This is a genomic window from Gluconobacter roseus, assembly GCF_046058915.1.
GTDB classification, from domain to species: Bacteria; Pseudomonadota; Alphaproteobacteria; order Acetobacterales; family Acetobacteraceae; genus Gluconobacter; species Gluconobacter roseus_A.
On the sequence record NZ_CP175538.1, the window covers coordinates 980095 to 1001184 of the forward strand.

16 protein-coding genes and 1 tRNA gene are annotated in these 21090 nt (G+C 59.0%); 7 read left to right on the top strand and 10 right to left on the bottom strand.

Translation table 11 applies throughout. From position 1 onward, the window contains the following. Nucleotides 1-33: 33 nt before the first annotated feature. Together ACJ2A4_RS04595 and ACJ2A4_RS04600 are read right to left on the bottom strand one after the other, a co-directional pair. Complete coding sequence (locus ACJ2A4_RS04595; RefSeq protein ID WP_408873794.1) at nt 34-1605, bottom strand: 2-isopropylmalate synthase; 1572 nt, start codon at nt 1603-1605, stop codon at nt 34-36. A 209-nt stretch (nt 1606-1814) separates the two neighbouring features. Further along, nucleotides 1815-2639: an N-acetylmuramoyl-L-alanine amidase gene (locus tag ACJ2A4_RS04600; RefSeq protein ID WP_408873795.1), complete on the bottom strand. Its 825-nt coding sequence runs from the start codon at nt 2637-2639 to the stop codon at nt 1815-1817. Nucleotides 2640-3197: 558 nt separating this feature from the next. On the opposite strand from ACJ2A4_RS04600, the gene ACJ2A4_RS04605 reads away from it, so the two are divergent. Further along, nucleotides 3198-5984 (top strand): ribonuclease E/G, encoded by a 2787-nt coding sequence (locus ACJ2A4_RS04605; protein ID WP_408873796.1) that lies wholly within the window; start codon nt 3198-3200, stop codon nt 5982-5984. An 89-nt stretch (nt 5985-6073) separates the two neighbouring features. On the opposite strand, the gene ACJ2A4_RS04610 is transcribed toward ACJ2A4_RS04605, so the two are convergent. Both ACJ2A4_RS04610 and xseA read right to left on the bottom strand, forming a co-directional pair. Continuing rightward, a complete protein-coding gene (locus tag ACJ2A4_RS04610) occupies nt 6074-6436 on the bottom strand; it encodes a hypothetical protein (RefSeq protein ID WP_194258496.1) in 363 nt (120 codons plus the stop codon). A gap of 36 nt (nt 6437-6472) precedes the next feature. Then, nucleotides 6473-8026, bottom strand: coding sequence for an exodeoxyribonuclease VII large subunit (xseA, locus tag ACJ2A4_RS04615; protein ID WP_408873797.1), 1554 nt, complete (start codon nt 8024-8026; stop codon nt 6473-6475). 66 nt (nt 8027-8092) lie between these two features. Between xseA and purD the strand changes: the two genes are divergently transcribed. Next, a complete protein-coding gene (gene purD, locus ACJ2A4_RS04620) occupies nt 8093-9322 on the top strand; it encodes a phosphoribosylamine--glycine ligase (protein ID WP_408873798.1) in 1230 nt (409 codons plus the stop codon). A gap of 74 nt (nt 9323-9396) precedes the next feature. Next, nucleotides 9397-10008, top strand: coding sequence for a hypothetical protein (locus tag ACJ2A4_RS04625; protein WP_408873799.1), 612 nt, complete (start codon nt 9397-9399; stop codon nt 10006-10008). Here the strand turns inward: ACJ2A4_RS04625 and ACJ2A4_RS04630 are convergent. Genes ACJ2A4_RS04630 through polA form a run of 3 tightly spaced genes read right to left on the bottom strand, consistent with a single transcriptional unit; the run spans nt 9988 to nt 15100 of the window. Beyond that, nucleotides 9988-11643: an ABC transporter substrate-binding protein gene (locus ACJ2A4_RS04630; RefSeq protein WP_408873800.1), complete on the bottom strand. Its 1656-nt coding sequence runs from the start codon at nt 11641-11643 to the stop codon at nt 9988-9990. The two genes, ACJ2A4_RS04625 and ACJ2A4_RS04630, sit on opposite strands and share 21 nt — an antisense overlap. Then, nucleotides 11644-12252: an SCO family protein gene (locus ACJ2A4_RS04635; RefSeq protein ID WP_062508589.1), complete on the bottom strand. Its 609-nt coding sequence runs from the start codon at nt 12250-12252 to the stop codon at nt 11644-11646. Between the two features lie 13 nt (nt 12253-12265). Further along, nucleotides 12266-15100, bottom strand: coding sequence for a DNA polymerase I (polA, locus tag ACJ2A4_RS04640; RefSeq protein ID WP_408873801.1), 2835 nt, complete (start codon nt 15098-15100; stop codon nt 12266-12268). Nucleotides 15101-15150: 50 nt separating this feature from the next. Here polA and ACJ2A4_RS04645 point away from each other — a divergent pair, with 50 nt between their 5' ends. Together ACJ2A4_RS04645 and ACJ2A4_RS04650 are read left to right on the top strand one after the other, a co-directional pair. Then, on the top strand, nt 15151-16188 hold the full coding sequence (locus ACJ2A4_RS04645) for an alpha/beta hydrolase (protein ID WP_408873802.1): 1038 nt from the start codon (nt 15151-15153) through the stop codon (nt 16186-16188). Nucleotides 16189-16276: 88 nt separating this feature from the next. Beyond that, a tRNA-Arg gene (locus ACJ2A4_RS04650) sits at nt 16277-16353 on the top strand. Between the two features lie 433 nt (nt 16354-16786). Here ACJ2A4_RS04650 and ACJ2A4_RS04655 read toward each other — a convergent pair. Beyond that, nucleotides 16787-17866, bottom strand: a complete 1080-nt coding sequence (locus ACJ2A4_RS04655) for an IS5 family transposase (RefSeq protein WP_408873803.1) — start codon at nt 17864-17866, stop codon at nt 16787-16789. 197 nt (nt 17867-18063) lie between these two features. Continuing rightward, nucleotides 18064-18441, bottom strand: a complete 378-nt coding sequence (locus tag ACJ2A4_RS04660) for a hypothetical protein (protein WP_408873804.1) — start codon at nt 18439-18441, stop codon at nt 18064-18066. Nucleotides 18442-18497: 56 nt separating this feature from the next. On the opposite strand from ACJ2A4_RS04660, the gene ACJ2A4_RS04665 reads away from it, so the two are divergent. Further along, nucleotides 18498-19293 (top strand): IS5 family transposase gene (locus ACJ2A4_RS04665; protein ID WP_408872677.1). Its coding sequence is split into 2 segments (ribosomal slippage): nt 18498-18838 and nt 18837-19293, totalling 798 coding nucleotides; the frame shifts between segments, so codons are not numbered across the junction. Here the strand turns inward: ACJ2A4_RS04665 and ACJ2A4_RS04670 are convergent. Beyond that, a complete protein-coding gene (locus ACJ2A4_RS04670) occupies nt 19283-19675 on the bottom strand; it encodes a hypothetical protein (protein WP_408873805.1) in 393 nt (130 codons plus the stop codon). The genes ACJ2A4_RS04665 and ACJ2A4_RS04670 overlap by 11 nt on opposite strands. A gap of 918 nt (nt 19676-20593) precedes the next feature. Between ACJ2A4_RS04670 and ACJ2A4_RS04675 the strand changes: the two genes are divergently transcribed. Further along, on the top strand, nt 20594-21034 hold the full coding sequence (locus ACJ2A4_RS04675; RefSeq protein WP_408873806.1) for a hypothetical protein: 441 nt from the start codon (nt 20594-20596) through the stop codon (nt 21032-21034). Nucleotides 21035-21090: the final 56 nt, after the last annotated feature.

Here is a 21090-nt window from a genome sequence, read left to right on the forward strand (position 1 = left end):
GTCTGTTCCCTGAAGGATCCTGCCCCTGACAGATCAGGAAAGCGCTTCCGGCTCCGTCCGCTCACGCTTGGTCAGGAGCTTGTTCAGAGCGTGGATATAGGCGCGGACAGCCGAAACCACCGTATCGGCGTCGGCACCCTGCCCGTCCACGAGCTTGCCGTTTTCCTGCAGACGGACTGTCGTGCGGGCCTGGGCATCCGTGCCTTCGGTGACATTGGCCACAGAGAACAGCGCCAGTTCGGCCGTGTGCGGGAATGCTTCGCCAATGGCGCGGAAAGCTGCATCGACCGGACCGTTGCCGCTGACTTCGGCATATTGGATGGCACCATCAACGCTGATTTCGAGCTTGGCACGGGCCTTCTGCTTCGTCCCGGAGGCCAGTTCCAGCGCGATCAGATGTACGCGCTCATGGTCGCGGCTCTCGTCATCGACAAGCGCGCGGATATCGTCGTCGAACACGACCTTCTTGCTGTCGGCCAGGTCCTTGAAGCGCGCAAAAGCGGCGTTCAGAGCCTCGTCTTCCAGCGGCGGGTAGCCGAGCTGCGCCAGCTTGTCGCGGAACGCCGCGCGGCCGGAATGCTTGCCCATGACCAGGGAGGTCTTGTTCCAGCCCACGCTTTCCGGCGTCATGATCTCATAGGTCGCGGCATTCTTCAGGATACCATCCTGATGGATGCCACTTTCATGCGCAAACGCATTACGGCCGACGATCGCCTTATTCGGCTGAACGTCGAAGCCCGTGATCGTCGCCAGCATGCGGGACATACCCAGCAGCTTCGTCGTCTCGATGCCGGTCGTCTTGCCATACTGGTCGTGACGCGTGCGCAGCGCCATGACGATTTCTTCAAGCGCCGCATTGCCGGCACGTTCGCCGATGCCGTTGATGGTGCATTCGATCTGACGTGCACCACCTTCGACCGCAGCCAGCGTATTGGCAACGCCGAGACCCAGATCATTATGGTTGTGCGTCGAGAAGATCACCTGATCCGCACCCGGCACGCGCTCACGCAGCATGCTGAAAATGGCGCGCATTTCTTCCGGCGTGGCAAAGCCGACCGTATCGGGGATGTTGATCGTATTGGCGCCATTGCGGATCGCCATTTCCACGCAGCGGCACAGGAAATCGGGCTCGGTGCGGGAGCCATCCTCAGCCGACCATTCCACGTCATCCGTGAACTGGCGTGCCTTCTGGTTACCCGATGCGATGATTTCCAGAACCGTCTCCGGCTCCATCCGCAGCTTGTACTTCATGTGCAGCGGCGAGGTGGAAATGAAGTTGTGGATCCGCGGACGCTCGGCCTTTTTCAGCGCTTCACCGCAGGATTCGATGTCACGCTTGCCACCGCTGCGGGCCAGACCACAGATCACCGACCCACGGACTTCCTCGGCAATGCGACGCACACTCTCGAAATCGCCTTCGGATGCCACCGGGAAGCCGGCCTCAATCACGTCCACGCCCAGATTGCTCAACGCATGAGCCATGCGGAGCTTCTCTTCGAGGTTCATCGAAAAGCCGGGGGACTGCTCGCCGTCGCGCAGCGTGGTGTCGAAGATGATGACGCGGTCGTCGGCGATCGTGCCGAAGGACGGATGGTGGAAGCTCATGATTGTGATCGTCTCGTCTGGTTCAGGAAAGTTTTTTGTCTGTCATCCCCTGAACGCAACGGAGCGCTGTCCGCCTTGGAAAGGCGTTCAGGGGCCGATAAGTCGAAGCGAGAGGATCGAAAGAAACGTCATGGCTGCGTTAAATGACCAATTCTTTCGTCATGCGCAACCCGCATGACCGTGAAGCCTTCATTGCAGATAATGTCAGGTCAGCCGGTCATGATGCCCGGACGGGAGGCAAAATAACGGTCTATGGCCGTTTTCATGGCGCTGGTGACCTGCGTGCGATGTACGGACTGACGCAGTGCTGCCTCGTCCAGCCGGTTGGACATGAACCCCATTTCCACCAGTACCGAAGGGATCTCCGAGGATTTCAGAACCACGAAAGCCGCATGACGTGACGGATGGGTCAGCAGACCGATCCTGTTGCGGAACGAATTGACGACGCTTGCCGCCATATGCGCGGACCCACGACGCGTCTCTTCGGAAACAAGACTGGCCAGTATCTGCTGGACATCCGGCGACATCCCATGAAAGGCCGGTCCGGCAAAGCGGTCCGCACTGTTTTCCGTGCGCGCCAGAGAGGCTGTCTGCGCATCCGAAGCCCCGCTGGACAGCGTATAAACGCTCGCCCCGCGCACATCCCTGTCATGCAGCGCATCGGCATGCATGGAGATAAAGAGATGCGCCTGATGCCGCTGGGCCAGTTCAACCCGCCCTTCCAGCGGGATGAACCGGTCTTCGGAGCGCGTCATGGCGACACGGTACTGACCTGATGCGAGAAGCTGGCGGCTGAGTTCGGAGGCTGCGGCTTCCGAGATATGCTTTTCATAAGTGCCAGAAATCCCGATCGCACCCGGATCCTTCCCACCGTGACCCGGATCCAGCATGACGAGCGGCTTTGGAGGTGCGGCCCCGCGATGCACGGCGGGGGCAGACAGTTTCTTATGCAGCGGATGGCGCCCGAATGCCGCAACGGGCGTCAGCAACGGCAGCCCCGAAAGGCCACTTACCAGTGTGCGTCGCGTCAGCATCCCTTGTTCCCAGCGTCCGGCGTTGAATAACGGGGCGATCATACAGCACAAAACCCTGTCAGGAACATGGCATGAAGCGTCCGGAAAACAGCGCACGGGCAAATGAAAAACGCCGCGCTTGCCACGGGGGGCGGTTTCGGTCATCCTGCGTGACAGGGACCTGTAAAGTGCGGTCCGACCGGACACGGGCTCAAGCCTTTCCCGTGCCGCTCCCGCCTTTCCCTGTCTCTCCGCCACGACGTCCCGTCGTTTGACAGATGCGCGACTAGCCCCCCGCACCCTGTCCTGACCGGACCGAACTGGCGATCTTATGGATTCCGGTACAGGCCAGCCGCCCGTCCGGATCAGGTTTTTCATCCGGCTCCAGACTCTGGACCGGCCGTCTGTTCAGGGGACGAATGTCACTCAACGTGCTCGCAGCCAGCAACCTCACCGGAACGGGACCCAACGTGTCCCGCCGCTGTGCGTTCGGACTGCGCCGTTCCCTCCACCCCACACAATCTGACGCTCCCCCCGGCCAAGGCAGCCATTGCGGAGCGTCGTGGAGTTCAGTTTTCCATGACCAAGCGTATGCTCATCGACACCACACACGCGGAAGAAACGCGTGTTGTGGTCATGGATGGTGACCGCGTCGAAGATTACGACGTCGAGACATCGACCAAGAAGCAGCTCAAGGGCAATATCTATCTTGCCAAGGTCATTCGCGTAGAGCCAAGCCTTCAGGCCGCTTTCGTCGAATATGGCGGCAATCGCCACGGCTTCCTCGCCTTCAGCGAAATCCACCCCGACTATTTCCAGATCCCTGTCGCAGACCGCGAGAAGCTCATCGCGCTCCAGGAAGAGGAAATTGCCGAGCGCGGTGATGCTTCCGATGATGGCGAGACCGAAACGGTTTCCGAAGAGGCCACGGACAGCGAGGACGGCGACAACCATGACCGTCGCGCGCCCGAAACCGTTGGTGGCGAGCACGATACGGGTGAGGAAAGCGCATCGTCGCGCCGCACGGCCCGTTTCCTGCGCAACTACAAGATCCAGGAAGTCATCCGCCGCCGTCAGGTGCTGCTGGTGCAGGTCGTCAAGGAAGAGCGTGGCAACAAGGGCGCTGCCCTGACCACCTACATTTCCCTGGCCGGCCGCTACTGTGTTCTGATGCCCAACGCCCTCCGTGGCGGTGGCGTCTCGCGCAAGATCACGTCCGATTCCGATCGTCGCCGCCTGCGCGACATCATCGCGGAGCTGGACCTGCCGAAATCCATGGCGATGATCGTCCGCACCGCCGGTGCAGGCCGTCCGGCCGCGGAAGTGACGCGCGACTGCGAATATCTGCTGCAGCTCTGGGACGACATCCGCTCCCACGCCCTGTCCTCGGTCGCGCCGACGCTGGTCTATGAAGAAGCAAGCCTCATCAAGCGCGTCATCCGTGACCTGTATTCCAAGGACATCGAAGACATCCTCGTGGATGGCGAAGCAGCCTGGAAGAGCGCGCGCGAGTTCATGCGTCTGCTGATGCCGAGCAACGCCAACAAGGTGAAGCTCTGGCAGAACCGCGGCCAGAGCCTGTTCGCACGCTACAATGTCGAAGGCCATCTGGATGCGATGTTCTCGCCGACAGCGCGCCTGCCGTCGGGTGGCTATCTGGTCATCAACCAGACCGAAGCCCTCGTCGCCATTGACGTGAACTCCGGCAAGTCCACCTCCCAGCGCAACATCGAGGAAACGGCCCTGCGCACGAACCTCGAAGCCGCCGAGGAAGTCGCCCGTCAGCTGCGTCTGCGCGATCTGGCCGGTCTGGTCGTGATCGACTTCATCGACATGGAAAGCCGCCGTCACAACGGACAGGTGGAAAAGCGCCTCAAGGAAGCCCTGCGCTCCGACCGCGCCCGCATCCAGGTCGGACACATCTCCCATTTCGGTCTGCTGGAAATGTCCCGCCAGCGCCTGCGTCCGTCCATTGCGGAATCCGTGCTCACCCCCTGCCCACACTGTCAGGGCACCGGCTTTATCCGTGGAACGGAAAGCTCGGCCCTGCACGTCCTGCGCGCCATCGACGAGGAAGGCGCACGCCAGCGTTCGGCCGAGATCGAAGTCTATGTGGGCTCGGATATCGCGCTCTACATCCTCAATCACAAGCGCTCCTGGCTGGCGGACATCGAACGCCATCACCGCATGCAGGTGGTTTTCCGCACGGAAGAGAACTTGGCGGCGGCTGACATGCGCATCGAGCGCCTGAAGGCACAGACCGCTGCACCCGAGCGTCAGATCGAGCGGGCGCCGGAGAACGTCCGCACGATTGAGATCATCGAAGAGCAGGCTCCCGCTCCTGTCGCCCTGCGGACGGAAACACCGGTTGTCGATGCGGAAATCATCGAAGACGTCGTGACCTCCGAAGGCGACGAGGAAAACAATGGTGGCCGTCGCCGTCGTCGTCGCCGCCGTCGCGGTGGCCGTCGCGAGCAGAACGGGGACGTGTCGGCAGCGGAGACGCAGCAGGCAGCTCCGGTTTCCGAAACCCGCGAGGCTCCTGCGCCGGAGCAGGCTGACGAGAATGGCATCATTCCGGGCCGTCGTCGCACCCGCTTCAAGCGTATCGTCAAGGAAACCGAAGGCTCCGACACGACCGTTACGGAACCCGTGTCCGAGACACGGGATGTGGCGCCCCAGCGCAGCACTGCACCAGCGTCTGCGAACCGCACGCCGCGTCGTCGGGAAGAGCGTGAGGAGCGTCCGGCACAGCGTCGCTACACGGGTCCGACCCCAGCCGATCCGTTCGGTGGCAGCTTCGACATTTTTGATGTGATCGAACAGGCGGAGTTCGAGGGCACGACCCAGGCTCTCCAGACCGGCATCAACACGCCGACGGAAATCGAGATCGCGCACACGCCCGCTCTTGAAACGACCGTTGTCGTCGAGGAACCGGCTGCTGAAAAAGCTCCCAAGCCCCGCCGTGGTCGCGGCCGTCGCCCCGCCCGCGCCAGGGAAGCGGACGCTGCTCCCGCCGAGACGGCTGTCGAAGCTCCTGCGGCCGAAGCTATCCCTGCTCCGGTTGCTGAAGAGCCCGTAGCCGAAGAGGCTCCCAAGCCCCGCCGGACGCGGACACGCCGCACATCGAAGGCAAAGGCTGACGCAGCAGAGGCTCCTGTTACCGAGCCTGTCGCTGAAACGGCTCCTGCTGCTCCGGCAGAGCCTGCTGCCGAGGAAGCCGCCAAGCCGAAGCGGACCCGCACCCGTCGGACCACCAAGGCCAAGACGGCCGAGGCCCCGACCGAAGACGGGAACGTCCTTCAGCCGGTGAATATCGACGAAGTCGCACCGCCGAAGCGTCGTGTCGGCTGGTGGAAGCGCTGATCCGTCAGCGCATTCCTCGAGCATGAAAAAAGCCGGTCGGGATGTCCCGACCGGCCTTTTTATTTGGGACTGTCAGCCCCGCGAGTGCCTTAGCGGCAGACGCTCTGGGCTCCGGTTGCCGCAATATAGGTCCCGGTCAGCGGCTGGAAACAGGCATTGCGCGGGCAGGAACTCGTGCTGGCCAGGCTCTGCGGATAGATGGCTCCGGCTGCCTGGGCCTGTTCCTGAAGGGCTGCTCCACAAAGCGGTGTGTTGAGCGGCGCTGAAGGATCGTTGAACAGCTTCTTCTTGCCATCCTCAGAGGTTTCTTCGACCAGACCGGGCGCAAAATCCTGCGGCGGGATCCTGGCCTGCGTCGGAGGCGAGCCCGCAGGACGCGCTGGCGCCGTCGGCTGCTGGGCACAGGCTGCAAGCAGCGGCAGGGCAACGAGACTCAACCAGAACGAACGCATGCAGACTCCGGATCACAGATCGGGTGGATGAAAGAGTTACAGTCCAAGATCGCCCTGCGGCGACAGGCTGTCCAGTCTTGCCCCACGATCACCGTCAGCGAAAGACAGAACAACGCGATCCGCAACAGGACGGGCCTCCGCACTCGTGACGGGCTGCCCGTTCACATCCTGCACGAGGACATAGCCGCGACTGAGAATGGCACGGGGAGAGACGGCCTCAAGATGGCTGCCCAGTCCCTGAAGCCGGGCCTGCTGGAGGCGAATGGCGCTTCTAAGGATATCGGGCGACAGGCGCTGACGCTCCGTCCGGAGCTGGAAGGTCTGGAGCGAGCGTTGCCACGCCGTATCCAGTTCGCCCGAAACCATGCGCAGGGCTGCCCGGCGACGTTCGATCAGCAGTTCCGGGCTGGGAAGATGGGTTGTGGGAGCCGTCAGGCGGGCGCGGGCACGGCTGACAAGAAGCTCTGGCGCGGGCAGACACAGGGCCTGCAACCGCGCGCGACTGCGCCCGATCAGAAGCTCCGGTGACGGCAGATGCATCCCCGGCGCATCGAGCCGGTTGCGAACCCGCATGACAAAGGACGGAAGCGCCAGATCGAGCCGCTGGCCACGATCGTCCAGACGCATCCGGGCAGAATCCAGCAGGCCCGGCAAATCGGGCAGACGGGCGGCGGCCTGATCCAGTCGCGCGCGGGCCGTCTGGATGATGCGGGTGAGCGCACCCGTCAGACGCGCATTGCGATGCGCCATGTCCGCGACCATTTCCGAGCGCAGAGGCACGGCCATTTCGGCGGCGGCGGTCGGTGTGGGTGCCCGACGGTCCGAAACAAGGTCGATCAACGTCGTGTCGGTTTCATGGCCGACAGCGGAAATGATCGGCGCCGGGCAGTTCGCCACAGCACGCAGAACGCGCTCGTCATTGAACGCCATCAGGTCTTCAAGCGAACCACCGCCACGCGCGACGATCAGCACATCCGGCGTACGCGGACGACGGACGGACATGCCTTCGATGGCCGCAGCAATCTGCGCGGCGGCCCCTTCACCCTGAACCGGAACCGGCCAGAGCAGCACGTCCCGCGGGAAACGACGGCTGATCGTCGTGATGATGTCGTGCAGCACCGCTCCCGAGCGCGACGTGATGACGCCCACCAGAGACGGCAGGAACGGGATGGCTTTTTTGCGCTCGGGGTCGAACAGGCCTTCTTCGAGCAGCTTGCGGCGCAGACGTTCGATATTGGCGAGCAAAGCCCCCTCACCTGCGAACTCCATGCGGTCGATGATGAGCTGATAACTGGAGCGCTCGCCGTAAGCCGAGACACGTCCGGTCGCGATGACCTCGTTGCCGTTCTCCGGCGCCATGCCAAGACGCGAGACACTGCCGCGCCAGATCACACCGGCGATCTTGCCGCCTTCATCCTTGAGCGACAGATAAACGTGCCCGGAGGGATAGCGCTTGAATTCCGTGACCTCGCCACGGACGCGCACACGGCCGAATCCACTTTCCAGCGTGCGTTTGATCGCCCCGGAAATCTCGGAAACCGAATATTGCGGAACATTCCCGCGGATCGACGCGCCATCACTCTCCATCATGCCGCCAGTCTATGCTACGCACGCCCTCAAACGAAGCCCACGATTGCATAATAAAGGATAAGCGGAATGCGCGTTTTGCTGGTCGGGTCCGGAGGGCGTGAACATGCCCTGGCTACATGTCTTGCGCGCTCACCGGGTCTGACCGCCCTTTATGCGGCACCTGGCAATCCCGGCATGGCGTCTGTCGCAACGCTCGTTCCGCTCAAGACTGATGACGTCGCAGGGCTGGTGCGTTTTGCGCAGGAGCAGAAGATCGACCTGATCGTGCCCGGCCCCGAAGCGCCGCTGGTGGCCGGTCTGGCGGATGCCTGCGCGGAAGCGGGCATTCCTTGCGCAGGTCCGACGAAGGCTGCGGCCCTGCTGGAAGGCAGCAAGGCGTTCACGAAGGACGTGGCGGATGCGGCTGGCATTCCGACGGCACGCTGGGAGCGCTTTGAAGAGGAAGCCCCGGCCATTGAGTTCGTACGTCGTCGTGGGGCGCCGATCGTCATCAAGGCGGACGGTCTGGCTGGCGGCAAGGGCGTCGTCGTGGCCCAGAGCATGGAAGAAGCCGAAGACGCCATCCGCAGGCTCGGCATGCCGCTCGTAATCGAGGAATGCCTCGTGGGCGAGGAAGTCTCGCTCTTTGCGTTCTGCTCGGATGACAAGGCCGTGCTTATCGGGGCCGCACGCGATCACAAGCGCCTCGGTGACGGTGATACCGGCCCGAACACCGGCGGCATGGGTGCGATTTCCCCTCCCCCCGCTTTTGGGCGCGAGATGCAGGAAAAGGCGCTCAACATCATGGTGCGCCCGATGCTGGCCGAGATGGTGCGTCGTGGCACGCCGTTCCGGGGTGTGATTTTCGCTGGTCTGATGCTGACGACCGAAGGGCCGAAGCTGATCGAATACAATGTCCGTTTCGGTGATCCGGAAGCGCAGGCCCTGCTGATCCGTCTGAAATCAGACCTGCTGCCGATCCTCGCGGCACTGGCGCAGGGCAGTCTGGAGCATGCGGCGGCAGAATTTTCCGACGAGCATTCGATCTCGCTGGTGCTGGCGGCGAACGGCTATCCCGACGCGCCGAAAAAGGGTGGCCGGATCAGCGGGATTGAACGCGCCGAAGCCGTTCCGGGCGTCTCGGTCTTCCATGCAGGGACGAAGCTGGTCGATGGCGTTCTGGTCGCGGATGGCGGGCGCGTCCTGACGGTTTGCGCAAAGGCGTCGACACCTGAAGAAGCCCGGAAGCTGGCTTATGAGGGCGCGTCTGCAATCCAGTGGGAGGACAAGATCTTCCGCAGCGATATCGGCCTGTGACGGATGGACCGGCACTGCTGGTCCAGAAGATCTATCGGGACACCGAAGCCCTGTATGCGAGGCTTGCGCCCGAAATGGGACAGGCTGCGCTGGGCTACCGTATTCTCTACGGTCCCCCGCGCCCCTGTCCCGATATTCTTTTCATTGGCTTCCAGCCGGGTGGGCGCAGTCAGGATGCGCTGGACGGTTTTGCCGAAGGTCAACATACCTCATGGCCATCCCGGTTTGAATTTGTAGCAGCACCATGGCCGCTGGCGCGCGCAATCCGCAAAATCTTCAGCGTCGAAGATCTGGACCGATGCACCGGGCTAAATCTTGTTTTCTTTCGTGCGCCTTCAATGGCCGCATGGCGACAGATTGCACGCCCGGTTCGCAAAGAGCTTGAGCGATTTTCAGTGGAGAAATGCGAGGAGATTGCGAAGGCTCTATGCCCCCGCATGATTCTCGTCATTGGTCTTGGGACTTTTGAGGCTTTGGCTCAGGGGCTGCCGGTTTTACGAAAAGAGCATTCGCGCCGGCCGGATGTGCTTGCCCGGGAAGGCCAGATCTGGGGCGTTCCGGCCATTGGCGTGGCACATCTTACAGGCAGCCGCATCAACCGTCATGATGCCGATAGGCTGGCCGCTTTTCTTCGAGACAAAACAGGTTGTCACGCAAACCCTGCGTCACTGCACCCAGACATGTGAAAACACCATGTGGTTCAGCAGCGTCGAATAATAGTTACCGAGCCGTTTGGAGACGAAATCGACGGTGCGCATCTGGATCATCGGTGCACCGGGCATCTGGTCCATGATGGCGCGTCCGGCCTCTTGCCAGATCGGGGCCGCTTTTTCGGGATCGGTCTGTGCCATGGCTTGACCGAACAGGACCTGGACGTGCTGGTCGCAGAAGCCCGTGAAATTCGGGGAGACGGCCGAGTTCGGATGGTAGTTATCGCAGCCAAACAGGTCGTCGAGGAAGGTTGAGGCCGATGGATAATCCGCGAACCAGTAAGCCAGCGCGATCTGGACGTGATTGGCGGTATTCTGCTCGTAGGACTCCGCAAGCCCTGCCGTGATCGGACGCAGCTGCGCGTTCAGGCCTATGGACTGAAGGGCATTGCGCAGATAGGTGCCCATTCCGAGCTCCATGGCGCGATTGGGGACCACCAGCGTGACCGAGGCGCCTTCTGCACCGGCTTCATGGATCAGGCGGCGTGCCCCTTCCACATCCTGCGGGCAGCTCATTCCCAGATCGGCACCCGGAATACCATGCGGCACCATCTGGCACAGCGGTTCGGAAATCGCGTTACCACCAAACAGGATCGTCATGGCATGGCGGTTGACGGCCATGCTGACGGCCCGGCGCACGCGGACATCCGTGAACGGCTTTTCATGGATATTCATCGCCAGATAATACAGGCCCAGAAGCGTATTGATGTGCACCTGGGACGTATATCGCGCGCCCAGTTCACCCAGACGGTCCGCCGGCTTGGCGTCCAGCATCCAGTCATAGCGTCCCTGCTCGACGGCTGTGACCTGCGCTTCATCCGAAAGACCGAAATCATATTCGATTCGGTCCACGAAGCCATCCGTCTGGGCCTGCGGGTTCCAGACATGGAAGTGCGGATTGCGCTCCAGCACCATGCCGTGACCCGGATCATATTCCGTAATCCGGTACGGTCCTGTTCCGGGAACAGTTGTCCCACCCAGATCATGCGGCGGGGTGCCTGCCGGCAGGATCACGGCATGGGGGAATGCGAGTTTGTACAGAAACTCGCCATCCGGTTTTGTCAGATGAAAGACGATCTCGTCGGTGTCCGGATGCCCTTCGACACCCGGGAGCGTGCAGAAATCAGGCTTTTCCAGACACTCTTTCGCACCTACAATTCCGCCATAGAATGAGGCTGCCGTCGGGCTGCCTGCACGATAGATGCGGCGGAAAGACGCGACTACATCCTCAATCCGCACGGGAGAACCGTCTGAAAAATGCAGGCCAGAGCGCAGATGCATGCGCCATATCAGACCGTCCGGACTGATCTGCGGCATGGCGTCGGCCAGGTCCGGCACCACTTCCAGTCCCGCTGTTCCCGGAACCATGCGGAACGTTAGCAGCGGATCGTACATGTTGAGGAACACCTGGATGTACTGGGTTCCATAATTGATCTGCGGGTCCAGCGTGCCGCCGGGACCATCTGCCGTCAGGTGCAGCGTGCCACCACGATGGGGACTGCCGAGCGTAATGCCGTTCCAGTCAGGCGGGGTCTGCTCCCCGGCTCGGGCTTGGGAAATTCCCAGCCCCAGAACCATTCCTATCGCAAGAAGCGCAGACCCCCGCTTCATTCAGCGCTTCGCAAGTTCACGCAGACGCGCGATCAGCGCATCAGCGTTGCCGTCAGCCGGAATGGTGCCGGCATAGCGGGCATTGGGGTCCATGATGACAATCTGCGGCGCGGGAACGAAATGGTCCCCTTCCTTCTGGAGCGGCGCATGATATTCGGCCGTCATGGCCTTGATCATGTTCGGCGTGGCCGTGAACGGCATGACATGGGGTGCGACAGGCAGGACATATTCCTTGAGCGGGTCAGCCTCGTCGAACGGATTGAGGGAAACGGCCAGCGGCGAAACGCGGATACCTTCCGGACGCAGCGTAACCAGCGCCTGCTCCATGCTCTTCAGCACGGGCTTGCACTTTTCCTCGGGGCAGTTGGCATCGAAGAACCAGACCAGCATCCAGGTATTATGAAAATCGCCCTCGGTGACAGTGCTTTCGCCCAGCGAGTCCAGACGGAAGCTGCCGCCGACCTCATTGCCATTGGACTGGACCAGAAGACCTGGTCCGCCATTGGACGCAAGATGGAAGCCGACATATCCCAGAACGGCCGCAACGGCGAGAACGCTCCAGATGATGCGATTGCCGACCCGCTTGCGGCGTTCGTGATTGGTCTGCATGACCTTCCTGTCTTTAATGTGCGTCAGCCCAGCTTGGGCCAATACCGGTTTCTACCTCAAGGGCCACATCAAGTTTGGCGGCCCCTTCCATTTCCGTGCGAACGAACTCTGCCAGTGCCTTCGCATCCTGCTCTTCGACTTCGAAGAGCAGTTCGTCATGCACCTGCAATACCATGCGTGCCTTCAGACCCGTCGCCGGCAGACGCCGTGCCAGATGGACCATGGCGCGTTTGATGATGTCCGCGGCCCCGCCCTGAAGCGGCGCGTTGATAGCCTGACGTTCCGCATAGGCACGACGGGCACCGTTCTTTTCGGTGATGCCCGGCACATAGCAGCGGCGACCAAATGGCGTCGTGACATAGCCGTATTTCTTCGCTTCTTCCTTGGTCCGCTCCATATAGGCGCGGATGCCGGGATAGCGGGCGAAATAGGCGTCGATATAGGACCGTGCCTCACCTGCGGAAATCTGAAGCTGCTGCGCCAGACCGAAGGCCGAAATGCCGTAGATGATGCCGAAATTGATGGCCTTGGCCCGGCGACGGGTCAGCGGGTCCATGCCTTCAAGCGGAATGCCGAACACCTCGGACGCCGTGCGGGCATGAATGTCCTGCCCCAGACGGAACGCTTCGAGCAGCGGTTCAATCTTTGCGACATGAGCCAGAAGACGCAGTTCGATCTGGCTGTAATCCGCGGACAGCAGAACGCAGCCGGGAGCGGCGACGAACGCCTTGCGGATGCGCGCGCCTTCTTCGGTGCGGATGGGGATGTTCTGCAGGTTCGGCTCGTTTGAAGACAGCCGTCCCGTCGTGGTGATAGCCATCTGAAAGGACGTATGAACCCGCTGCGTATCCTGATCCATCTGCTGGACCAGCGCATCGGCATAGGTGGATTTCAGCTTGGCCAGCTGACGCCAGTCCAGGATCTTGCGCGGCAGCTCATGCCCCTGCTCGGCCAGCAATTCCAGCACCCCGAAATCCGTGCCCCAGCTTCCGCTCTTCGTCCGCTTGCCGCCAGGCAGACCCATTTCGTCAAACAGGATTTCGCCAAGCTGCTTCGGCGAGCCGACATTGAAGCTCCGCCCGACCTGCGCGTGGATGTCCTGTTCGATCGTCGCCATGCGTTCGGCAAAATCGGCGGACATGCGGCGCAGTTCGGTGGCGTCCACCTTGATGCCGACATCTTCCATATCCGTCAGGATCTGGATCAGCGGACGCTCGATTTCCTCATACAGCGCCAGCGCCTTCCGGATCCGCAACTGCGGACGCAGCACCTGCCACAGACGGAGCGTGACATCGGCATCCTCGGCGGCATAGGCGGTCGCGGTATCGATCGCCACCTGCGCGAACGGAATGCGCTTGCGTCCCGTTCCCGTCACAGAATCATACGTAACAGGCGTGTGCCCCAGATGCAGCTCCGACAGCTCGTCCATGCCCTGCCCGTGCTCACCGGCGGACTGGGCGTAGGAAATCAGCATCGTATCGTCGATGGGCGTGATTTCGGGAATGCCTGCGCCGCGAAAGACGGTCAGATCATATTTCGCGTTCTGGAAGACTTTCAGAACGGACGCATCCTGCAACAGCGACTTCAGACGCTCCAGCGCTGCGGTGCGGTCCAGCTGCCGGACAAAAGCCTCTCCGATCGAATCTTCTTCCAGCAGGTCGAGCATGGTTTCGTGCAGGAATGGCACGTAACAGGCCTTCCCCGGCGCAACCGACAGCGACAGCCCGACCATATTGGCCTGCCGCGCATTAAGACTGTCAGTCTCGGTATCGACAGCGACGACGCCCGCAGCCCGTGCGTCCGCAATCCAGCGATCCAGCGCGTCCATGTCCGTCACGGTTTCGTAGGGACCATAAGGCGCATCTGGGATCGTAACAGCAGCGGCTTCTTCGCGTTCGGCAGCCTTGTCCTCGGGCCGGACGATCTGGCGTGTGAACGGGCGCGGCTTTGCAGCCAGCCCCAGCCCCATGCGCTGGATGATGGAATGAAAGCCCATCTCTTCCAGCCAGTCCCGCAGGGTTTCGCGAACAGGCTCACGGCAGCCGAGCTCGCTGATCGGCTGCGGCATCGGCGCGTTATCATCCAGCAGCACCAGCCTGCGGGACATGCGCGCGGCATCGGCATGTTCGATTAGGTTGTCACGCCGTTTGGACGCCTTCATGCCCGGTGCAGCTTCAAGGATCTGGTCCAGCGTACCGTACTCGTTCACGAGCTGCGCCGCACCCTTCGGACCGATCCCCGGCACGCCAGGAACGTTGTCGGTCGAATCCCCCATCAGCGCCTGCACGTCCACGACCTGATCGGGACGGACACCGAACTTGGCCTCGACCTCGGCCTCGCGGATCGGCTTCTGCTTCATCGGGTCCATCAGCTCGACGCCGGGACGCACGAGCTGCATCAGATCCTTGTCGGACGAAATGATGGTGCAGCACCCGCCATCTGCCACGACCGCCTTTGCATAGGCAGCAAGAAGATCATCGGCTTCCCAGCCGGCAAGCTCGATCGACGGCACGTTGAAAGCCGCCGTGGCGTCGCGGATCAGGCCGAACTGCGGGCGCAGGTCTTCCGGCGGTTCGGGGCGATGGGCCTTGTACTGCGGATAGATCTCGTTGCGGAACGTCGTGCGGCCGGCATCGAAGATCACGGCCAGATGCGTCCCCACATGATCCCGCAGCAGACGCGCCAGCATGTTCGTAAAGCCATAGACCGCATTGACCGGCACGCCCTCGGGGCTGCTCATCGGCGGCAGAGCATGGAATGCACGGAAGATGAAGCCGGACCCGTCGATCAGTACCAGATGGGGCTTGCCCGAATCAGGCTTTCCCAGATCAGGTTTTTCTGGCGGCACGAATGTCTCCCTTCTCGCCCCGAAGGAGCGGACGTTCTAAAATCCTCGCGATGATAGGCCCATTCCCCTTCGTTTCAAACTGCCTCGCACGTCTTTCCTTCGGACTGGCCTGCCTGACGGGACCGCTGGTTCTGCTCGGCGGCTGCACGGCGCCACATATGCCGGATCTGCACCCAACAGCTCAGGAAACGGCGCTCATTCCTCCAACCCTCACCCTCACCATGTCGGATGGAGCCCATATTCCGCTGCGGCTGTATCCCGCAGACACACCTGAACCCCGCGGCATCATCCTTGCCCTTCATGGATACGGAGACAGTCGGGACGCCTTCGAATTCGCTGCCCCGACCTTTACCTCCGCAGGTTTTACGCTCGCCGCGCCGGACATTCGCGGCTTCGGACAGACTGCAGAGCGGGGAAGCTGGGCCGGTAAGGCAAAAATGGTGCAGGACGCGCGTGAAGAGGTTCTCTGGCTACACGCCCGCTATCCGAGCATTCCTATCCACGTCATGGGAGAAAGCATGGGGGGCGCAATCGCCCTGCTCCTTGCGGCATCGGACACACCCGGCATCAGCAGCACGATCCTGCTCGCTCCCGCTGCACTGGATATTGGCCAGCCTTGGGAAGCCATTCTGGGCGGCATGGACCTGCTCGCCCCACACTGGAAACTTGATGGCTCCGCCGTACCCGGCCACCGGGTTGCAAGCGATAATATCAGGGCGCTTCGGCGGCTGTATTTCGATCCCCTCACCCTGCACAGTTCGACGATCCATCCGCTCTACGGTCTGACACTCCTGATGCGGGCCGCCTACAATTCTGCACCAAAAGCCCGTCTACCGCTGCTTATTATTTTCGGCGGAAGGGACCAGTTCGTCCTGCCGCCTTTCACGGCCCGCCTGCTCCGGAAACTGCCATCCGGAACCCGGATTGATGAACTGCCCGGCGCCCACCATCTTCTCAGCCGGGATCGACGGAGCGCAGCACAGGACGCTGTCGCCTGGCTGACAGATCCCGGCCAGTTCCTTCCCTCAGGGGGCGATATCGCTGCTGCCGCATGGCAGGCCACGGCCCAGACACAAGTTTTTCCATAAGCTCGTCACGGAGCGGAAAACAGCCTGACCGAACTTTCAAAAAAGAGGGCTGGCAATCTTGCGCCGAAGCAGTTATCTGAGGGCGCATGGACCTGTAGCTCAGCTGGATAGAGCGTTGCCCTCCGAAGGCAAAGGTCACGCGTTCGAATCGCGTCAGGTCCACCAAATTTCCTTGTTTTTCAGAGACTTAAGATTTTGGCTTGTCTCATTTCCCTCTAGCTTAGTGCTAGCATAAGGGCAGAAAACAGGGCTTTTACGCGTGGATAAGCATAGTTCTAACGTAGTTTCCGCACCATATAATGTGTTCAAACAGACCGGCTCTGCTAACTGGTCAGTCCGCTTCTCCATTCCCGGACAGGGACAAATCCGAAAATCTTTAGGAACGAGAGATCGCCACGAAGCTGAAAAGCTCGCACAGCGATTCTATTATGAATCTCTCCTGAAGGCTGAGAGCGGTTTGAACGTGGAGGGATCGAAGAACCGTTGGTTGATGCGCCTGGCTCGTGATTTCAGGCTTTTGGCGATTTGATTGACGGTTTTTGGGGGAGCTTTTGATCTGCGTTTTGAGCAGATCGGGAACTGCTCTCCCGCTGGATGACTATGCGCTCGCGTTCAATCTTTCGAGGAAGAGGAAGCGGCGCATGTTGTAGACGATATTGGCCAGCCCGATCCTCATGGTGGCCCGGGTGATACCGACAGTTCGGATGAACAATCCCGTCTGTGATTTCTGGTCGGCAAAGACGTGCTCGACGCGCGATCGGATCACGGACTTTCCAGCATTCGATTTCTGGATATGTCGGGGCATAGGCTTGAGATGCGGCTTTTTTCTGTGAACCTTTGAGACAAAACCCTCTTTGTCCATGAAGTCCTCATTCGCTTTCGAGCGATAAGCTGTATCAGCCCAAACGCTTGAGGCCGTATTGGTTTTATCTAACAGCCCCTCTCTCAATCGCGCACCATCACTGGCGGCGGCATCCGTCGTCTTCCATTTTCGGATGAACCGAAACTTCCGGTCGATGGAGACGTGGGATTTGTAGCCAAAGAACGGGATGGCGAGATCGCTCGACGGTATGGTTCCATCGTCCTGCCGCTTCGCCTTCGTGAACTTCAGTGTCCATCGTGCATGACGATCCTTATGCGACATCTTTGCGGGCTTGTCCTGCCAGTCTTCGGGAATACGTCCTGCCCGGAGATCCGCTTTCTCAGCCTTCGTATTGCGCTGCTTTGGAGCAGCCACCAGTGTTGCATCCAGGATCTGGCCGGACATCGAAAGATAACCGGCGTTCCGCAGGGTCGCGTCAAATCGGTCAAACAGCCTTTCAATGGCACCCGCCTGGGTCAGGCGTTCACGAAACAGCCAGACCGTTTTGGCATCCGGCACACGATCCGACAGCCCCAGACCAAGGAAACGCATAAAGGAGAGGCGGTCGTTGATCAGATACTCTGTCCGTTCATCAGACAAATTGTTCAACGTCTGGATGACCAGAATTTTGAACATCAGCACCGGATCAAACGGCGGACGTCCGCCTTTACTTCCGTCTGAATAGGCCAGAGCCAGCTCCAGATCAGGACGGAACACCTCAAAATCCACAGTCCGGGAAAAGGCCTCCAGCTGATCGCCAAGCCCGCTCAGCCGAGCAAGCTGCTCTTCAACATCAAAGAAACCAGGCTGCTTCATCTTCCACCATCCCCAATCAACTAAGGGGAAATGGAATCACAGAGCAGACCTCAATACCAGGGGGTTTTTCGAACCCTCCATCTACGGGTGTGAGGTTGCTTTTCATTTTCCTCGCTCCTGAGAAAAAAATTATTTCAAATCCAGCTTACACAGAAAAATAACTAGGGTGTGCGTTTGCGCCTGACGATTAAAAGTTTCTAGGGGTGTACCCCTTGAGCAGGCACTGGTGACTGAGTGAGCGGCAGCAACTCATTCAACGTTTGCCTAACCGCATCATTGATTAGGTCGATGCTTTCACTTCTGTATGAAGCGCCACCAGCTTCCAACTGAAATCCAATTTTTACGGTTTTTAGAGTGCCATCAGAGAAATCAACAATCTCACCATCTCGAAGTGGCAGCAGTTTTTCGTGGCCCGCAAGAGGTTGTACGGACATTGTCGTCGAATTAGATGTTCGCGTATCAGCGGCAAATCTAAAAGACACTAAATGGGAGTAAGCCGGCATGAGGAAGCGGTGTTTGTCCTGATTGCTAAATTCACATAGCAACGATAAACCTTCTCCGTATTCGGCACGCATATGCTCTATGGCTTCTAGGGCCTGTTAGATCTTGAATTTCTTCCCATATTGTAGGGATGGAAGAAGGAGACAGAACAGGCACCTTTACGGACGAGACATGGGCGATCTGGGAACCTCTGATTGAGGAGGTTCGCCCGAGGGGCAAGACGCCGCCACATGATCTGCGGCGGACGATAGCAGCGATTTTCTGGCGTCATGAGAATGGCGCGAAATGGCGGAGCATCCCCGCTGAACTGGGTCCGTGGTGGCGGGCTGCGCAGCTTTTCATCCGCTGGGCGAAGCTCGGCGTATGGGAGCGGCTGCTCGCACTGGTTCAGGAACAACAGGGAGTGGCATTCGGAATGACTTTTCTGGATGGCACGAACATCAGGGCTCACCACAAAGCGGCGGGAGCCCAAAAAAGGGGCCTCTTTCGAAGAGCGAGACCATCGTGAAGCACTTGGCCGCTCTCGCGGCGGCTATGGCACGAAAGTCTGCGTGATCGCTGATGGACATGGAAAAGCCTTCGGTTTTGCGCTGGCCCCCGGACAGGCTCATGAACTGCCCCTGGCACCAGCCATGCTCGACAACCTTCCCGCCATTCCCCTGTGGGTAGTGGCGGACAAGGGCTATGCGTCAAATGCCTTTCGTGAACGGATATGGGACATGGGAGCACGGCCAGCCATTCCCGCGAAACGACGCGATGGCCCGGTCGTCTGCCCCAAATGGGCCTATCGGTGTCGGCATCTCGTTGAGAACCTCTGGGCTCGCCTCAAGGAGTGGCGCGCTGTCGCAACCAGATATGAAAAAACAGCAACGTCGTTCCTCGCGGTCATCCACATCGCTGCCGCAGCAGACTGGATCAAGCCCTAACAGGCCCTAGTGCCTCATCTGAAATACTTTCGATGCGCTTTCTCTGCCCGCTGTTTAAGCGTTCTCCTTTTCTGCCAAAGGGAAACTGAACATGGCTTAGGTCCGCATTGGGCTTGTTCAGCGTGACCAACCCACACGTCACATAATCCAACGCACTCCTTAAACTGTAAATCACGTCACCAAGTAGCAAACTCAGCAAAACCGGCGGTGGATTTTTGCAGCGGATAGTTTTCTTGCGTTCGTCATCTGGAAGAGATTCAAGTTCAAAATTGTCCAACTTCTCTGCCAAGCTCAATTGCTCTCGCAATTTCTCAAGGTGAGTTTGAGCATACATATAGCGGATATAGGCCGACTTACTTCTCAAGAACGGGGGCAAACTCATTACTCACATTCCTTCAAACAGCAGCCACCTAACAAGCGTACCACATAATGATTTTCGGACTTGAAATTCTAGCATAGTCCTAGCATACATGGCCTTGTCATGATTTAAGTGTCTGGAAATTATAGGGTTTTTTGACTTACAGATGCCCTCCGAAGGCAAAGGTCACGCGTTCGAATCGCGTCAGGTCCACCATCTCCCAAAAATCGCTATTTTCTGTCAATCTGCAGATAGATTTGGTATTTATCCATAGTCTTGGCTGCTGCGAACTAATTCAGTCTCAATATCAAACGATTCTATGAGGAAGCTGAAAAGTAAGTAATCTTACTGCCTGACGGACGAATAGATGAATTGTCTACGGCCATCTTTTTCAAAAAGCCATGACATGCCCGAGATTGATGATCGTCGTGTGATGAACAGTATCATCTTAAAAATCGCAATAGAGGGCGCTGTACGACGCGTTCTGAAAATATGATCCGCACAAAACGCTGCACAACCGTTGAAAACGCTGAGGCCGCCATAGGAATCTTCAGTTGAATGATGGACGGCCTGGCGACTGGAACGTCAAAGTCCTAAGGCAATTGATTGGCCGAAAAGGCTCAAGCTCTACATCCAGGCCGAAAATCCTATCAAATACGAAAAGCAAAAATACAAACCCCACAACTGCATCGAGTTCCTGCGCGAACGCCTCAAGAACTGAAGACACATCGACACACAATACGACAGATATACATTCATTTTTTGATCAGCGCTTTTCTTCGAAGCGACCACCATGTTCCGATCATCAGTCCTGACGCCTGATAGAAATATAAGAATTTTAGGAAATTATCCTACAAGCATCATATTTCTTGTTTGTCGTTAATAATTATTAAACTATTATTATTTATTCTATCTGACCTCAAGAATTGAAGCAGAATGAAAATGAGACCTCTTCCTTTATTCGCATTGTTTGTTTCCTGCATACCGCTTATGGGATGCGCAACAATTCTCGAAGGTCAGAAACAAACAATCTCTATTAACAGTGAACCTAATGGAGCTTTGTGTGATGTACATCGTTCTGGGAAATTGATTGCAAATTTGTACACACCAGCAACATTCACCGTTTATAAAAGCCATAATAATCTGATCGTTCGATGTCAGAAACCTTACTATCAGCCCGTTACAGGCGTCGATGAGAGTGATATTCAAGGATGGATATTTGGTAATTTGATCTTTGGAGGGCTGATTGGAACTGTTGTCGATCTTAGCACAGCAGCCGATAGCGTTTACGGAGAAACAATCCGAGTTTCACTGCCCAAATCAGATCCGGCTAATAAGGATATTATTGAAAAATACCGAGAAATTGGTTTTGAAGCTAACTGAGTTAAATAAAGCCGCCTTCATACAAAGGCTATCAGACTGAGTTGCAGATTTGACCC

Bases quoted from the DNA above. Each gene is read 5' to 3' on its own strand.
- ACJ2A4_RS04595 (WP_408873794.1), bottom strand. From the start codon at position 1,605: ATGAGCTTCCACCATCCGTCCTTCGGCACGATCGCCGACGACCGCGTC.
- ACJ2A4_RS04600 (WP_408873795.1), bottom strand. From the start codon at position 2,639: ATGCTGACGCGACGCACACTGGTAAGTGGCCTTTCGGGGCTGCCGTTG.
- ACJ2A4_RS04605 (WP_408873796.1), top strand. From the start codon at position 3,198: ATGACCAAGCGTATGCTCATCGACACCACACACGCGGAAGAAACGCGT.
- ACJ2A4_RS04610 (WP_194258496.1), bottom strand. From the start codon at position 6,436: ATGCGTTCGTTCTGGTTGAGTCTCGTTGCCCTGCCGCTGCTTGCAGCC.
- xseA (WP_408873797.1), bottom strand. From the start codon at position 8,026: ATGATGGAGAGTGATGGCGCGTCGATCCGCGGGAATGTTCCGCAATAT.
- purD (WP_408873798.1), top strand. From the start codon at position 8,093: ATGCGCGTTTTGCTGGTCGGGTCCGGAGGGCGTGAACATGCCCTGGCT.
- ACJ2A4_RS04625 (WP_408873799.1), top strand. From the start codon at position 9,397: ATGGGACAGGCTGCGCTGGGCTACCGTATTCTCTACGGTCCCCCGCGC.
- ACJ2A4_RS04630 (WP_408873800.1), bottom strand. From the start codon at position 11,643: ATGAAGCGGGGGTCTGCGCTTCTTGCGATAGGAATGGTTCTGGGGCTG.
- ACJ2A4_RS04635 (WP_062508589.1), bottom strand. From the start codon at position 12,252: ATGCAGACCAATCACGAACGCCGCAAGCGGGTCGGCAATCGCATCATC.
- ACJ2A4_RS04645 (WP_408873802.1), top strand. From the start codon at position 15,151: ATGATAGGCCCATTCCCCTTCGTTTCAAACTGCCTCGCACGTCTTTCC.
- ACJ2A4_RS04655 (WP_408873803.1), bottom strand. From the start codon at position 17,866: ATGAAGCAGCCTGGTTTCTTTGATGTTGAAGAGCAGCTTGCTCGGCTG.
- ACJ2A4_RS04660 (WP_408873804.1), bottom strand. From the start codon at position 18,441: ATGCGTGCCGAATACGGAGAAGGTTTATCGTTGCTATGTGAATTTAGC.
- ACJ2A4_RS04670 (WP_408873805.1), bottom strand. From the start codon at position 19,675: ATGAGTTTGCCCCCGTTCTTGAGAAGTAAGTCGGCCTATATCCGCTAT.
- ACJ2A4_RS04675 (WP_408873806.1), top strand. From the start codon at position 20,594: ATGAGACCTCTTCCTTTATTCGCATTGTTTGTTTCCTGCATACCGCTT.